Consider the following 15,090-nt stretch of genomic DNA (forward strand, 5'->3'; position numbering starts at 1 on the left):
CGAAAAAATCAAGCGCAGGGGGAGCCCAAAAGAATCGCCATGACGAAAAAAACTGTTCTTCGTAGCAAACATGTAGCCACCATGGGGGGCGACCAACCCTATGGGATGATCGAGGATGGTGCGATTGCCATCGATGGGTCGGAAATCGTTTGGGTTGGCGCTCGGTCGGCAATGCCGCCGTCATATGCCGAGTGGCCGCTAAACGACTATGGTGACCGCTTGATCACGCCTGCTCTGATTGATGCTCATACTCATGTTGTGTTTGGCGGCAACCGCGCGGTTGAGTTCGAAATGCGCCTGAAGGGCGCGACCTACGAAGAAATTGCCCGCGCGGGTGGAGGCATCCTGTCGACCGTAAACGGCACGCGGGCAGCAACAGAAGAAGAGCTGCTTGCAGGCGCGCTTTCGCGCGTGGACGCATTGCTGGCCGAAGGTGTGTCCTGCATCGAGGTGAAGTCGGGTTATGGGCTCGATACCGAAACCGAACTGCGTATGTTGCGCGCGGCGCGCCGAATTGCGCGGGAGCGCCCTATTCGGGTCAACACCAGTTTTCTTGGCGCACATGCCGTTCCGCCAGAATATGCGGGTCGGGATGACGCCTATATTGACGAGGTCTGCATTCCGACACTGCGCGCGGCCCATGCCGAAGGGCTGGTGGACGCGGTGGATGGGTTCTGCGAAGGCATTGCATTTGATCCCACACAGATCGAACGGGTTTTTGTTGTCGCGCAAGAGCTTGGCCTACCGGTGAAGCTGCATGCTGAACAACTTTCAAATCTAGGTGGGGCTAAGCTGGCAGCAGCTTACGGAGCGCTATCCGCTGATCATATCGAATATCTGGACGCCGACGGCGTTACCGCCATGGCTGGGGCCGGAACGGTCGCGGTCCTGCTGCCCGGCGCGTTTTATACGCTGCATGAAACGCAAGCTCCGCCGATTGAATTGTTGCGCCAGAAGAATGTTCCCATAGCACTGGCGACCGATTGCAATCCGGGATCCTCACCCCTGACTTCTCTGCTGCTAACAATGAACATGGGGTGCACGTTGTTTCGCATGACGCCTGAGGAAGCATTGGCAGGTGTTACCCGCGTCGCGGCCCGTGCTTTGGGTCTGGATGATACCGGCGTGATCGCGCCCGGATTGCGCGCTGATCTGGCCGTCTGGGATGCCACTCACCCTGCAGAACTGTCCTATCGCATCGGTTTCAACCCTCTGCATAAACGTATTTTTGGAGGTCTGGAATGACACCTCTGTTGCTTGTCCCTGGTCAGGTTTCGCTGGATCAGCTTGCTCAGATCTACTGGACCGAAGCCGCCATTTTGCTGGACGCCGCCTGCCGACCCAAGGTTGAGGTCGCTGCTGCACGCATTGCGCAGGCTGCCGAAGGGACCGAGCCCGTCTATGGCGTCAACACCGGCTTTGGCAAACTGGCGAGTCACAAGATTGCGGCCAAAGATACCTCAACCCTGCAGCGCAACCTGATCCTCAGCCATTGTTGCGGGGTGGGTCCGGCAGTGCCGCGTCGTCTGGCGCGGCTGATGATGTCACTGAAGTTGCTGTCATTCGGCCGAGGTGCTTCGGGTGTCCGCTGGGAACTTGTCGAATTGCTGCAACAGATGCTGGCGTGTGGTGTGACACCTGTGATCCCGGCACAGGGTTCGGTCGGCGCGTCTGGCGATCTTGCGCCACTGGCCCATATGACCGCTGTGGTGATCGGTGAGGGCGAGGCAGAGGTGAACGGTGTTGTTATGCCGGGTGCAGAGGCTCTGAAAACAGCTGGGCTAGAGCCGATTCAACTTGGTCCAAAGGAGGGCCTTGCGTTCATCAACGGGACGCAGTATTCGACTGCCTTTGCTCTGGCCGGATTGTTCGAAGGTTGGCGTTCAGCACAAAATGCGCTGGTGATTTCGGCGGCTTCAACTGATGCGATCATGGGATCCACCGCCCCTCTGCAACCCGAGATTCACGCGTTGCGCGGGCATCGTGGGCAGATCGAAGCGGCGGCGGCGATGCGGGCCACTCTGGAGGGCTCTGAGATCCGCGAAAGTCACCGTGATGGGGATACGCGAGTGCAGGATCCATATTGCATCCGATGCCAACCACAGGTGACCGGCGCAGCGATGGATGTGATCCGGCAGGCGTCCGCAACTCTTGTAACTGAGGCCAACGCGGCCACTGATAATCCGCTGGTTCTGACCGATCCGGATGCAATCGTTTCGGGCGGGAATTTCCACGCCGAGCCGGTAGGCTTTGCCGCCGATATGATTGCTTTGGCCCTGTCAGAGATCGGGGCGATCGCACAGCGTCGGATCGCATTAATGGTCGACCCGGCGCTTAGCTTTGATCTGCCGCCCTTTCTGACGCCCGAGCCGGGGCTTAACTCGGGTCTGATGATCGCCGAGGTCACGACGGCTGCGTTGATGAGCGAGAACAAACATCTGGCCAACCCATGTGTGACCGACAGCACACCTACATCGGCCAATCAAGAAGACCACGTCTCGATGGCTGCCCACGGGGCGCGGCGTTTAGGCCGGATGGTTGATAATTTGAACTATATTCTGGGGATCGAACTGCTCTGCGCCGCGCAAGGCATCGAGTTCCGCGCACCTCTTGCGACCAGCAAAGCGCTAACCAGCGTGGTTGGGCGTTTGCGCGACGATATCCCGTCGCTTGGCGATGATCGCTATCTGGCGCCTGAATTGGAAACCGCGAAGTCCCTAGTCGAAAGCGGAACTATTTTGCAGGCAGCTGCAATGCCCATGCCGGAGCTGTCGTGATGCAGGTTTTCAGTGTTCAGCGTGGCGATGGGCCCATCGTGCTGGGACAGCCGCATGGCGGCACGTATGTGCCCGACGACATTGCTGCGCGACTGAATGCGAATGGGCAGGCGCTGGCGGATACGGATTGGCATATCAATCAGCTCTACGATGGGCTCGTTGCCAACGCGACGGTCGTGCAATCCCATATCCACCGCTATGTCATTGACGCTAATCGAGACCCTGCGGGCGTATCATTGTATCCTGGGCAGAACACAACAACTCTGGTGCCGTTGACCGATTTTGACGGTCAGCCGATCTGGACCGAGGGGCAGGAGCCCTCAGTCGATGAGATCGAGGTACGTCGAACCGCCTACCACGCGCCCTATCACAACGCGCTTGAGCAAGAGCTTGAAAGGGTGCGGGCAATACACGGTGTTGCGATCCTGTTTGACTGCCACTCGATCCGAAGCAAGATTCCGTTCCTCTTTGAAGGCACCCTGCCAGATATGAACATCGGCACCGATGGTGGCGCGACCTGTGCCCCCGGCATTGAGGCCGCGGCCTATGAATTTTCGCATTCCTCCCCTTACAGCACCGTCCTGAACGGGCGATTCAGAGGGGGTTGGACGACCCGCCACTATGGCCGTCCTGATGAAGGCCAACACGCGATCCAGATGGAGTTGGCGCAATCTACCTATCTGTCCGCCGAAACCCCTCCGTGGGCGTTTGACGAGGCGAAAGCCAAGCGCCTGCGTCGCTGGTTGGTGGATATTCTCGACGCCATCCAAGACACTGCATTGGAGCTTTGACATGACCGATCCTCGCAAGAATACCCGCGATATCTATCCGCCCACCGGCCCCGAACTGAACGCAAAAAGCTGGGTGACCGAAGCGCCGTTGCGGATGATGATGAATAACCTGCATCCGGATGTGGCCGAAAACCCGCACGAGCTGGTGGTTTATGGCGGCATCGGTCGCGCGGCGCGGACATGGAACGATTTCGACCGGATCGTCGCAGGGCTGAAAGATCTGGAAGAGGATGAAACCCTGATCGTCCAGTCGGGCAAACCGGTGGCGATCATCCGCACCCATAAGGATGCGCCTCGGGTTCTGATCGCCAACTCAAACATCGTGCCTCATTGGGCCAATTGGGATCACTTCAACGAGCTCGATAAGAAGGGGCTGATGATGTACGGCCAGATGACGGCCGGTTCGTGGATCTATATCGGTACGCAGGGCATCGTACAGGGCACCTACGAAACCTTTGCCGAGGCTGGCCGTCAGCACTATGGCGGCGACTTGACTGGCAAGTGGATTCTGACCGGCGGTCTGGGCGGCATGGGTGGCGCACAGCCTCTGGCGGCAGTGTTCGCCGGGGCCAGTTGTTTGGCGGTCGAGTGCAATCCGGATTCTATCGATTTCCGCCTGCGCACCAAGTATCTGGACGAAAAAGCCGAGACTCTCGACGAAGCGCTTGAGATGATCGACCGCTGGACCAAGGCGGGCGAGGCGAAATCTGTGGGTCTGCTAGGCAATGCGGCTGAGGTGTTCCCCGAAATTTATGCGCGGATGCAGGCCGGTGGCATGCGCCCCGATATCGTCACTGACCAAACCAGCGCCCATGACCCGATCAATGGGTATCTGCCGATTGGCTGGAGCATGGCGCAGTGGAAGGACAAGCGCGAAACTGATCCTAAAGCGGTTGAAAAGGCCGCCCGTGCCTCGATGAAACAGCATGTCGCTGCAATGGTCGATTTCTGGAACGCGGGCGTTCCGACGCTGGATTACGGCAACAACATCCGTCAGGTGGCGCAGGATGAAGGCTTGGAGAATGCCTTTGCCTTCCCCGGCTTTGTGCCCGCCTATATCCGGCCGCTGTTCTGCAAGGGCATCGGCCCGTTCCGCTGGTGTGCATTGTCGGGTGACCCCGAGGATATCTACAAGACCGACGCCAAGATGAAGGAGCTGTTCCCCGAGAACGAGCATCTGCATCGTTGGCTGGATATGGCGCAGGAACGCATTGCGTTTCAGGGTCTGCCCGCACGCATATGCTGGATCGGCCTTGGAGATCGCCACCGCGCGGGGTTGGCCTTCAACGAAATGGTTGCCAATGGCGAGTTGAAAGCGCCTGTTGTCATTGGCCGAGACCATCTGGACTCGGGCTCGGTCGCCAGCCCGAACCGCGAGACCGAGGCGATGCTGGACGGCTCGGATGCAGTGTCGGATTGGCCGCTGTTGAACGCTCTGATCAATACGGCCAGCGGTGCGACCTGGGTCTCGCTGCATCATGGCGGCGGCGTGGGCATGGGCTTTAGTCAGCACGCGGGTGTTGTGATCTGCGCCGATGGGACCGATGATGCCGCGCGGCGATTGGAGCGCGTTCTGTGGAACGACCCTGCCTCAGGCGTCTGGCGTCACGCAGATGCGGGGTATGAGATCGCGAAAGACTGCGCTCGCGAACATGGGCTGCGCCTGCCTGGTATTCTTGGTTAGATCAATCTGCCTCTGGTGAAAATGCTGCACCTGCGATATCCCGCAGGTGCGCTAATCGGAGGCCTGACATGTATGTAGCTACTCTGCTGACCAACCCTGCGGCCCCTTCTTTAGAGGCGACGCTGGTTGAGTCGTTGCGGAATGCATGGGGCGGGGGTGATGCGAACTGGCTGAGCCTCGATGAGGCGGCCGAGTTTTCCCTGCCAGAAATTCCCGACAATCGCTGGGACGTTTGGGGCGAGTTGCAAGAGATGGGCGTGGACCTGGTCGTGCAAAAAGCTGACGGTCGCCGGAAAAAGATGCTGCTGGCCGATATGGACAGCACCATGATCCAACAGGAATGCATCGATGAACTGGCTGATGAGGCTGGTGTCGGTGATCGGGTCAAGGATATCACCGCGCGTGCAATGAACGGCGAGCTGGATTTCGAAGGTGCACTGACTGAGCGTGTGGGTTTGTTGAAAGGGCTGGATGAAAGCGTGATCGGCAAGGTTCTGAATGAACGGATCACGCTGATGCCCGGCGGCAAGGCGTTACTTGCCACGATGCGCGCGAATGGGGTCTATGCAGCGCTGGTCTCGGGTGGGTTCACGGCTTTTACGGCTAAGGTCGCCGAAGAGCTTGGGTTTGATGAGAACCGGGCGAATACATTGCTGGCTGAGGATGGCAAGCTTACCGGCGACGTGAAGCGGCCCATTCTTGGGCGACAGGCCAAAATAGAGGCATTGGAGCAGATCACAACACGCCTAGGTATCTCCGAGGTTGACGTGATTGCCGTTGGCGATGGAGCGAATGATCTGGGAATGTTGGGTCGGGCGGGGACGGGTGTCGCGTTGCACGCCAAGCCTTCGGTCGCTGCCGAATGTGATGTCCGCATAAATCACGGCGATCTGACAGCGTTGTTGTATCTGCAGGGCTATGGCAGGTCAGAATTTCAAGGCCTCTAAGGGGCTTCCTTTAATTTAACTATTGTGTTAAATAAAGCCATGAATACGCTTCTGGTAACATTCTCCGCTTTGTCTGATGCCACTCGGTTCTCGATTGTCGAGCAACTGATGGACGAAGGCGAACTGCCCGTCGGTAATTTGATAGAAGGCAAGGGCATGTCAGGGGCCGCGATCTCGCGCCATTTGAAGGTTTTGCGCGAGGCCGGGTTGGTGCAGCAGCGGGTACACGGCACGCAACGGATGTATTCGGTGCAGCCCGAGGGGCTGCGCGCGATAGCCGAATGGACGATTTCGAAACGACATTTCTGGGAAAGCAGCCTCGACCGTTTGGAAGAGCTTATTGAAAGGGAAAATTCATGGCCGACCTGAAACTGGAACGAGATTTTCCCGTTAGTCCCGAGGTCCTGTTCGCATGGGTCAGCGATGGTGCGAAACTTCTGCAGTGGTGGGGGCCCGAAGGGTTGCATGTACCGGAACATGATCTCGACTTTTCGCGCATTGGTCCCTGGTATTCGGTTATGCAGAATGGCGAGGGTCAGCAGTTCAAAGTCTCGGGTCATGTTACCCATATCGATCGACCAAAATCTGTTGGATTTACGTGGGCTTGGCATGACGATCAGGACCAGCGCGGTGCGGAAAGCCATGTGACCTTTTCGGTTACCGCGACCAACAGCGGATCACGGCTGGTGGTTGATCACCGTGAACTTGTCGATGCCGAGTCGGCCACGAACCACAACGAAGGCTGGACATCGTCGCTGCGCAAACTCGAAGCACTTTGCAAATAGGTTTTCATCAGGGAGGAGCGATATGCCCCAATATTTGTTTGTTTATCACGGGGGTCACACCCCAACCGATCCCGCCGAGATCGAGGCGACCATGGCCGCTTGGGGCGCTTGGTTTCAGGAAATCGGCGGCTCATTAGAGATTCCGGGAAATCCTGTAGGCCAGTCCTACACGGTCAGCAGTGGTGGGATCGAAGACAATGGTGGTGCAAACCCGGCCTCGGGTTTCACGGTGGTCAAGGCTGATAGCATTGACGCCGCAACCGAGATGGCCAAGGGTTGCCCGATGGTTGTGAACGGCTCGGGTTCGGTCGAGGTGGCCGAGGTCCACGAGATCGAGATGTAATCCTCAGCCGGGGAAGCCCGGTGCAGGTTTGATAGCGCCGCATTCCAGCCCACGACGGCTGTATTGCGTGGCGTTCATGAATTTGCGAGTGGCCGGGTGATCGGCCTCTAGCACATCTAAATGCACTAGAATCGCGGCGATGGCGCATTCGCTGGCGCGGGTAGTGCCGTCAGTGATTTTTAGCGCAACGCCCATGCGCTTTTCCGGGATGATGGCAACAAAGACGGCCTCGGCCCCTGTCTTGATTGCAACGCGCCCGTTCATCGCTCGCATCAACTCGGTACAAGCGCGAGTTTCACCTGCGACAAGTTCGGGATGTTTCACCATTGCTTCTGTGAGCTGTACCGCTGCTTCGCTGGAGCGGTCCGAACGGTCTGCCGCAGAGGCAAACCAGGCCATTGATCGCGCAAGTCCCGCCAGAGACGTCGCAAAATTCGGCGCCGAGCACCCGTCGATTCCGTAGGTGGGACTGGTTTCGCTTGTGGTTTCTTCGATGGCAGACAGGCAGGCCTGCTGAACAGGATGATCTATTTCCAAGTATTCCGGCCCGGCCCCCATATGCTGCGTCAAAGTCAGGAAACCGCAATGCTTGCCTGAGCAATTGTTGTGAATCTGGCAAGGCGTGTCATCTGCCAGTATCAGCCCGTCACGGGCCGCCATGTCGGCAGGTTCCTGCGGGCCGCAGCGCAGATCGGGCTCGGACAGGCCGAGGTGATCGAGCCATGCGGACACGCGGTCAGTATGGATATGCGCCCCGTTATGTGAAGCACAGGCCAAGGCCAGATGTTCGCTGTTCAAACCGTATTTTGCAGCTGCTCCCGAGGTGATCAGCGGCAGGGCCTGGATCATTTTGGCCGAGGAACGGGGATAGATCACCGCGTTTGGATCACCCCAGCTGCGCACGATCTGACCACTATCGTCACAGATCACTGCATGGCCCATATGCAGGCTTTCCAACAGTGACCCGCGCCAGAGTTCTGTCATTGGTACGGCTTGTGTCATGTCCACCCCATCAATCATGCGCAAAAATCTGCCAATCGCCCTTTCGCCTGTGGCGAAACCTGCGTTAGTGTGTGTATGTCGACAATCATCGGAATACGCAACTGAACAGACGAACCGGCAGAGTTCGCACGTATTTCCGATGGGTATGAGGTAATAGGTCGGGCTAGGAGGCTGAACCGATGGGATTAAAGCTCGTCCGCGTAATCGCGGGCCTGTGCATGGCAGGAATGGCGACAACGGCAATTGCGCAGCAGGCGACCAGTACCAATCGCGTCGCTGCAAAAACGGACTGGAGCGTGTTTGTCGAGGACGACCCAACCGAATGCTGGAGCGTTTCTGCCCCGAAAGAGACCGTGAACACACGCGGTGGCCGGGTCGTTTCCGTTCGGCGCAGCGATATCCTGCTGTTTGTGTTCTATCGCCCGAATGCCGAGGTTAAAGGGCAGGTGACCTTTACCGGCGGCTATCCGTTTGCGTCTGGTTCTACTGTCAATTTGGTTGTCGATGGCAGCGAGTTCGAGCTGTTCACCGATGGTGAGTGGGCATGGCCTGCGACCGCCTCGGATGATGCCAAGATCGTCACAGCGATGAAGCGTGGAAGTGAGGCGGTGCTGACCGCCCGTTCGGAACGTGGTACGCAGACCAAGGACACTTTCTCGTTGCTGGGCTTTACGGCCGCGATTGAAGACGCGGAAACGCGCTGCACGAACTAAGCCACAAGCAGATCAAATTCCGAAACCCCGCTTTCCGGCGGGGTTTTATTTGTTTGGTCCGATCCTGTGTGTTTTCAGAAATTTACGCTACGTAGAGCGGTGTTTCTTGATCCGTGTCAAAGCCTGCGTCCCCGTTTTCTGAACTAATTAGTTCAGAATTTGTTGAGGAGTCGGCAATGAACTTAAGCAAAAACCTGGCAGTGCTCTTGATGGCGTCTGCGGTGATCCTTGCAGGTTGTGAGAAAGGATCGGAAACCTATCCGATAACGGGTGAGCAATGTGGTCCGGAAGATCCCGTAAAGACCCTGGATGCAGAAGATTGCTACATCCCGCCCGCAGTAAACTAACAACAGTGGGCCGCTTAAGTTTCTGCTTTAGTGGCCCATCTTGATTGGGCGCGCATCTTGATCTGTGATAGACAGATATCTCTGTCTGGAGGATTGATGGATGCGATGGGCATTTGTTTTTTTGATGTTTCCGATATCCGCAATTGCGGATCCAACTATGGAGTGTATTGACGCCGGTTCGCAGGTGGAAATTGGATCTTGTGTTTCGGATATGGAGTTGCGGGTAAACGCTGCGATAGACTCCAGCTATTCGCTGGCGCTTGGCTCCGCACAAGAACTGGACGAGGTCACTGGACGGGTCGTCGCTGTGCCTGCGCTGGAGGCCTCGCAAAACGCGTGGGTGGCCTATCGCGATGCGCAGTGCGAAGCGGTAGGTGCTTCGTTCGGCGGAGGATCGGGTACGGGGATCGCCATCACAGCCTGTCGGGTTGACCTTGGCCGGGCGCGGGTTGACGAATTGTTGCGTTACGCAAATTGAAGCACGAATTCTTTTGATCTTTACGTGTGTTCCTATATAGAGGCGCATCCCAAGCCAGAATCCACCGAGATACGCCAATGTCGCCCAAAGCGCCGATCACTCAAGACGTCATGACCATCCCCCGCAAACTGCCCGAGGGGAAGATGAACCTTGTCGGTTTGACCCGCGATCAATTGCGTGAGGCGCTAATTGAACACGGCACGCCCGAAAAGCAGGCGAAGATGCGCACGGGGCAGATTTGGCAATGGATCTACCAATGGGGTGTGCGTGATTTTGGTGAGATGACCAATCTGGCCAAGGCCTATCGCGCGCAACTGGCCGAGCAGTTCGTAATCGAAATCCCCGAAGTCGTGACCCGTCAGGTTTCAGAGGACGGAACCCGCAAATATCTGTGCCGTATCGCGGGCGGGCACGAGGTTGAGGTTGTCTATATCCCTGAAGATGATCGCGGAACTCTATGCATCTCATCTCAGGTGGGCTGTACGCTAACTTGTTCCTTCTGCCACACGGGCACGCAGAAATTGGTGCGCAACCTGACAGCGGCCGAAATTGTCGGGCAGGTCATGATGGCGCGTGACGATCTTGAGGAATGGCCAACACCGGGTGCGCCCAAAGATGAAACACGCCTGCTGTCAAATATCGTGCTGATGGGTATGGGCGAGCCGCTTTACAACTTTGAAAACGTCCGTGACGCAATGAAGATCGCGATGGACCCCGAGGGGATTTCTCTGTCCCGTCGCCGCATCACGCTTTCGACCTCGGGTGTGGTACCCGAGATCGCGCGCACGGCTGAAGAAATTGGATGCCTATTGGCGATCTCGTTCCACGCTACCACTGATGAAACTCGCGACGTACTTGTTCCGATCAACAAGCGCTGGAATATCGAGGAACTGCTGCAGGCGTTGGCCAGCTATCCCAACGCCTCGAATTCTGAACGGATCACGTTCGAATACGTGATGCTAGATGGCGTGAACGACAGCGACGAAGACGCGCATCGCCTGATCGCTCATATCAAGCGCCATAACATCCCGGCCAAGATCAACCTGATCCCGTTCAACGAATGGCCGGGCGCGCCCTACAAGCGCAGCTCGAACAATCGTATCCGCGCCTTTGCGAACATCATCTATCAGGCGGGCTATGCCTCACCCATCCGCAAAACGCGGGGTGAGGATATCATGGCGGCCTGTGGCCAGTTAAAATCGGCCACCGAACGGGCCCGGAAATCGCGAAAGCAGATCGAGGCTGAAGCCGGGCTAAACCGCTAAGGGCATGCGCCGTGGCTTCACGCGAAAAACTTAATGAATTGAGTGCTGTTTCCTTGTTCAAAATTTGGTATCTTCGGCGCAGACCCGCTCTGGATGGGGAACTCACCGACAGACACAAGGTGGTGAGATTGCCGGGGCGGTGCTGGTAACACCAATTAAGGCCGCTACCATTTTTCTGAAGCAAAGCGGCATTTAGGCGAACTGATCAGTCAGGGAGGCCACAATATGATTGTAAGTCACCGGCAAGTCTTGGGTATCGCGGCTGTTCTGGCGATCTCGGGATTTGTTCTCCACGCGGCATCTGCTCAGACCAAAGATCAGGATGCGCATTTGGCGATTGAAAACCCAGCCGATCTGACCAAGGAGCAAGCGCAGAAACACTATCAGTCATTGATACGACGCATGTCGCGGGGTTATGCGGCGGCACAGATGGACTTGATCCGAAACTATCAGAACTGGCCTTTGTTCAACGATGCGCCCTACATCTCGGCCACGCATGGGCAGCGCTATGTCAACAGCTATGCGAACCGCATGGCCCACAACTACGGCACATTGCAAGAAGGCGAAGAGCTGCCTGCGGGCTCGGTCCTGGCCAAAGACAGCATGACTGTCACAGATGAGGGCAATATCCATCCCGGTGCCCTGTTCGTGATGGAGAAACTGCCAGAAGGCACCAACCCGGAAACAGCCGACTGGCGTTATATCATGGTGATGCCGGACGGTTCGCTGTTCGGTGATACGATGGGCTTTCGCGCGTCAGAGGTCGATTACTGCCATGTCTGCCACGAGGCCGTCGCGGACCGGGACTATACGTTTTACGTACCCGAAGAGTATCTTGTCGCAGAGTGATCTTCAGGCCGCCGGGTCAGGCAGCTTCAGCTCGGTCGCTTCCTGACGGCTCAGCTGCTCACCCTGTTTGCGTTTGGATAGGACCTCGCGGGCGAGCGCGTATTTCTCATCCTGCCAGAAGATCAAACAGCCGTTGCAGCCTTTGCCGCAACATCCCTCGGTTCCGATACGATTGGTTTTGAAGCGGCGCTCATTGCCGTCTTCGCCGATTTTCTCGACCAGCTCGTCACGACGGCGGGTATAGGCCTTAGGGTTGTCGCGACCTGAGGTTTCCAGCCCCTGCACCAGCTTGTCAAAGCGGATGCGGCTCCAATGTTCGTCGGTCAGGGCACGTTCTTTGCGCAGGACGGAGTAGACCGGGAAGCGGGCGCGCAGATCGTCGATATCCTCGTGATCGAACAGGGTGAAGGGAAGGCGGATGATGGTTTTGGTACTGCCGTGCACCACGTCCAGCCGCGCCCCATCATGAGCGCGTTCAAAGTCATAGACCCGCAGCAGAACCGTCTCGCGCGAAATCGGAGAGACGAAATCCAATACATCCCCCGGTTCCAGCTTGTTTTTCACCTCGACCAGAAAGGCATCCTCAGTTACCTCGGTGACGATCCCGGCATATTCCCACTGCGCAATCGAGGCTGTGTGTTCGTAATCATGTGCATAATTGGTCAGGCGGCCTTCGTGGAAAGCCAGCGTGTAGCCGCGGTTCCCGACTGTTTCGAGTTCACGCATATAGGGCTTCGGGTCCCAGTTCTCAGGATCGGCGTGATAGTCGTCGATGGCCATACGATAGGCGCGCGCGACGATGGCGGCATAATACTCCGATTTACCGCGCCCTTCGACTTTCAGACTGTCGACACCGATCTTCAAGTATTCATCCAGCTTGGGCATGATGCACAGGTCGCGGGAATTGAGGATGTAGGATCCCCGATCATCCTCTTCGATGGGCATCAAATCACCGGGGCGACAGCCTTCTTCCAGCAGGAATTCGAATAGGTCGGCGTTTTCATCGGTAATGCGCAGCTCCTGATGCGTTCCATCTTTCAGACGCAGTTTCAGACCATAGTTCCAGCGGCAGGAATTGGCGCAGTTGCCCTGATTGGCCCCGCGTTCGGCCATGAAGTTCGACAGTAGGCAGCGGCCCGAATAGGTCATGCACATGGCCCCGTGCACAAACGCCTCAAGCTTGATATCGGGGCATTCCTCGCGAATCTCGACCAATTCGGGGTATGAGACTTCGCGGGCCAGAACCACAAGCTCGGCCCCCTGATCCTGCCAGAACTTCACCGACAACCACGAACAGATATTGGCTTGCGTCGAGATATGCAGCGGCAGTTCCGGCGCGCGTTCGCGGACGTATTGGAACACTCCGGGGTCGGCGATGATCAGCCCGTCAGGTTTCACCTTGCGGACAGTGTCGATGTATTCGTCCAGCTTCGGAATGTCCTTATTGTGCGAGAACAGGTTCAGTGTCAGGTACGCGCGCCGGCCATGGTTGTGGCAGAACTCGACTCCCTCTATCACCTCTTCCAGCGAGAACTCGGACTTTGTCCGCAGCGACATATCCGGTGTGCCCAGATAGACCGCATCCGCGCCATAGAGGATGGCGAGTTTCAACTTACGCAGATTGCCCGCAGGCATCAGCAATTCGGATCTGGACTGGGTCATGGGGATACCGGGCTAAGGATCAAGGGCGCCTTCTACGCCAAAATCCCGGCTCCCAAAACCCCGTTAACTGCGACGGAATCGCGCTGTTCCGATCACTTCGATCAGTTGTTGGCGAACCGGTTCCGGTTGCGCCTCGACTGCGTTCAAAACCTCGCGCAGTTCGGCGCGCAGCCCATGCATCTGGTCGATCAGAGAGATCATCATCGACAGTGCATCGGCCTCCATGTCGTACTGGTCATGCAGTTCGCATGCCAGTTCCAGACGTGCAACGTCGATACGCTGATATCGCAGACCTTGCTCCGATTGCTCGGGGATCACGATCTCAGCGGCCAGATATTCGGTCAGGCGATCCGAAGTCAGGCGGGTGATGGCGTCGATCAGTTCGGCTTCGGTCAATGTGCGGTTCATGACGGCATTCCTTTGCGCGGATCATAGCCGTGGGTTTCGCGCCATGTCTCCATGAAGTGCTTCAATTCATCGTCTACCTTATCTGGCATTGCGACGGTCAGTTCTATGAACTGATCGCCCCGCTCGGACGAGCCGCGTTTCTTGACTCCTTTGCCACGCAGGCGCAGGGTTTTGCCGCTGCTGGTCCCCGCTGGGACACTGACATTGACGCCACCGTCGATGGTGGGGGCGGGAACCTTGCCACCCAGAACGGCCTCATCAATGGTGATGGGCAGCGTGATGTGGATGTCATCGCCCTGACGGTCGAACACCGGGTGATCCGCAACCGAGATCGTCACAAGCGCATCGCCGGGAGGCCCATCGCCGTACCCCGGGGCCCCTTTGCCACGCAGGCGGATGGTTTGCCCGGTCGTGATACCCGCAGGTATCTTCACTTCAATCCGGTTCCCATCTGGCAGGGTCAATTTCTGACTGGCTCCAAAAACGGCGTCAAGAAAGCTGATCTGCAGCGAGTAGTTCAGGTTGTGGCCCGGTGCATGGAACTCCTGCGTGCGCTGTCCATATCCACCCCGCCCGCGCATGAATTCGGCAAAGATGTCGGACATATCGTCCTGTTCAGCCGCGTGACCGCGATAAGGGTTGCCAGCAGCCTCGGCATATTCGCGATAATACTGCTGCTGCGGACGTTCCTGACCCGACGCATCAATTTCGCCATTGTCGTAGCGTTTGCGCGTCTCGGGGTCTTTCAGCAGGTCATAAGCAGCAGCAGCGGCTTTGAACTTGGCCTCTGCCTCGGCATCGCCCGGCTTGAGGTCCGGGTGGCATTCTTTGGCGATCTTCCGATAGGCTTTCTTGATCTCGGCATCGCTGGCGTCTTTGGCGACGCCAAGTACGGAATAGGGATCGTCGCTCATCTTGCCTCTCGTCGATGTGGGGTTTGGCCTTGATGAAGGTATTTTATCAATTGATTTCAACAGGTCAAAAAGAAGAGGCGGCTAAATTGTCTCGTAAATCTGTCAAGCTCTGCTAATATTAAGAT

At 57.3% G+C, this 15,090-nt stretch carries 17 protein-coding genes; 13 read left to right on the top strand and 4 right to left on the bottom strand.

The features are described 5' to 3' along the window. The first annotated feature begins 39 nt into the window (after positions 1 to 39). From hutI to ACR0CZ_RS02890, 8 genes are all read left to right on the top strand, one after another. On the top strand, positions 40 to 1,245 hold the full coding sequence (gene hutI, locus ACR0CZ_RS02855) for an imidazolonepropionase (RefSeq protein WP_170399099.1): 1,206 nt from the start codon (positions 40 to 42) through the stop codon (positions 1,243 to 1,245). Then, positions 1,242 to 2,777 (top strand): histidine ammonia-lyase, encoded by a 1,536-nt coding sequence (gene hutH / locus ACR0CZ_RS02860; RefSeq protein ID WP_170399097.1) that lies wholly within the window; start codon positions 1,242 to 1,244, stop codon positions 2,775 to 2,777. The genes hutI and hutH overlap by 4 nt, the downstream gene beginning before the upstream one ends. Continuing rightward, a complete protein-coding gene (gene hutG, locus ACR0CZ_RS02865) occupies positions 2,777 to 3,568 on the top strand; it encodes an N-formylglutamate deformylase (protein ID WP_170399094.1) in 792 nt (263 codons plus the stop codon). The genes hutH and hutG overlap by 1 nt, the downstream gene beginning before the upstream one ends. 1 nt (position 3,569) lies before the next feature. Next, positions 3,570 to 5,252: a urocanate hydratase gene (hutU, locus tag ACR0CZ_RS02870; RefSeq protein ID WP_170399092.1), complete on the top strand. Its 1,683-nt coding sequence runs from the start codon at positions 3,570 to 3,572 to the stop codon at positions 5,250 to 5,252. 68 nt (positions 5,253 to 5,320) lie between these two features. Next, complete coding sequence (gene serB / locus ACR0CZ_RS02875; protein WP_170399090.1) at positions 5,321 to 6,199, top strand: phosphoserine phosphatase SerB; 879 nt, start codon at positions 5,321 to 5,323, stop codon at positions 6,197 to 6,199. A 39-nt stretch (positions 6,200 to 6,238) separates the two neighbouring features. After that, positions 6,239 to 6,568 (top strand): metalloregulator ArsR/SmtB family transcription factor, encoded by a 330-nt coding sequence (locus tag ACR0CZ_RS02880; protein ID WP_170399088.1) that lies wholly within the window; start codon positions 6,239 to 6,241, stop codon positions 6,566 to 6,568. Next, positions 6,556 to 6,984 carry an SRPBCC family protein gene (locus ACR0CZ_RS02885; RefSeq protein ID WP_170399086.1) on the top strand — a complete coding sequence of 143 codons (429 nt, stop codon included), beginning with the start codon at positions 6,556 to 6,558 and terminating at the stop codon, positions 6,982 to 6,984. Before ACR0CZ_RS02880 ends, ACR0CZ_RS02885 begins: the two co-directional genes overlap by 13 nt. A 22-nt stretch (positions 6,985 to 7,006) precedes the next feature. Next, positions 7,007 to 7,327 (top strand): YciI family protein, encoded by a 321-nt coding sequence (locus tag ACR0CZ_RS02890; protein WP_170399083.1) that lies wholly within the window; start codon positions 7,007 to 7,009, stop codon positions 7,325 to 7,327. Between the two features lie 3 nt (positions 7,328 to 7,330). On the opposite strand, the gene ACR0CZ_RS02895 is transcribed toward ACR0CZ_RS02890, so the two are convergent. Then, positions 7,331 to 8,329, bottom strand: coding sequence for an asparaginase (locus ACR0CZ_RS02895; RefSeq protein WP_170399080.1), 999 nt, complete (start codon positions 8,327 to 8,329; stop codon positions 7,331 to 7,333). A gap of 179 nt (positions 8,330 to 8,508) precedes the next feature. Here ACR0CZ_RS02895 and ACR0CZ_RS02900 point away from each other — a divergent pair, with 179 nt between their 5' ends. From ACR0CZ_RS02900 to ACR0CZ_RS02920, 5 genes are all read left to right on the top strand, one after another. Then, the gene (locus ACR0CZ_RS02900; RefSeq protein ID WP_170399079.1) at positions 8,509 to 9,042 is read left to right on the top strand and encodes an invasion associated locus B family protein; all 534 of its coding nucleotides are present in this window, start codon (positions 8,509 to 8,511) and stop codon (positions 9,040 to 9,042) included. 176 nt (positions 9,043 to 9,218) lie between these two features. Then, the gene (locus ACR0CZ_RS02905; RefSeq protein WP_170399076.1) at positions 9,219 to 9,389 is read left to right on the top strand and encodes a hypothetical protein; all 171 of its coding nucleotides are present in this window, start codon (positions 9,219 to 9,221) and stop codon (positions 9,387 to 9,389) included. Between the two features lie 157 nt (positions 9,390 to 9,546). After that, the gene (locus tag ACR0CZ_RS02910; protein WP_480438911.1) at positions 9,547 to 9,867 is read left to right on the top strand and encodes a lysozyme inhibitor LprI family protein; all 321 of its coding nucleotides are present in this window, start codon (positions 9,547 to 9,549) and stop codon (positions 9,865 to 9,867) included. A 77-nt stretch (positions 9,868 to 9,944) separates the two neighbouring features. Further along, positions 9,945 to 11,132: a dual-specificity RNA methyltransferase RlmN gene (gene rlmN, locus ACR0CZ_RS02915; protein ID WP_170399071.1), complete on the top strand. Its 1,188-nt coding sequence runs from the start codon at positions 9,945 to 9,947 to the stop codon at positions 11,130 to 11,132. 225 nt (positions 11,133 to 11,357) lie between these two features. Continuing rightward, the gene (locus ACR0CZ_RS02920; RefSeq protein ID WP_170399068.1) at positions 11,358 to 11,981 is read left to right on the top strand and encodes a cytochrome P460 family protein; all 624 of its coding nucleotides are present in this window, start codon (positions 11,358 to 11,360) and stop codon (positions 11,979 to 11,981) included. A gap of 3 nt (positions 11,982 to 11,984) precedes the next feature. Here the strand turns inward: ACR0CZ_RS02920 and ACR0CZ_RS02925 are convergent, their stop codons facing one another. From ACR0CZ_RS02925 to ACR0CZ_RS02935, 3 genes are all read right to left on the bottom strand, one after another. Then, entirely contained in the window at positions 11,985 to 13,643 is a 1,659-nt protein-coding gene (locus ACR0CZ_RS02925) for a U32 family peptidase (RefSeq protein ID WP_170399065.1), read from the bottom strand. A gap of 63 nt (positions 13,644 to 13,706) precedes the next feature. Continuing rightward, the gene (locus tag ACR0CZ_RS02930) at positions 13,707 to 14,051 is read right to left on the bottom strand and encodes a hypothetical protein (protein WP_170399062.1); all 345 of its coding nucleotides are present in this window, start codon (positions 14,049 to 14,051) and stop codon (positions 13,707 to 13,709) included. Further along, positions 14,048 to 14,965, bottom strand: a complete 918-nt coding sequence (locus ACR0CZ_RS02935; RefSeq protein ID WP_170399059.1) for a DnaJ C-terminal domain-containing protein — start codon at positions 14,963 to 14,965, stop codon at positions 14,048 to 14,050. Before ACR0CZ_RS02935 ends, ACR0CZ_RS02930 begins: the two co-directional genes overlap by 4 nt. Between the last annotated feature and the right edge of the window lie 125 nt (positions 14,966 to 15,090).

This window comes from Ruegeria sp. H9 (assembly GCF_056532915.1).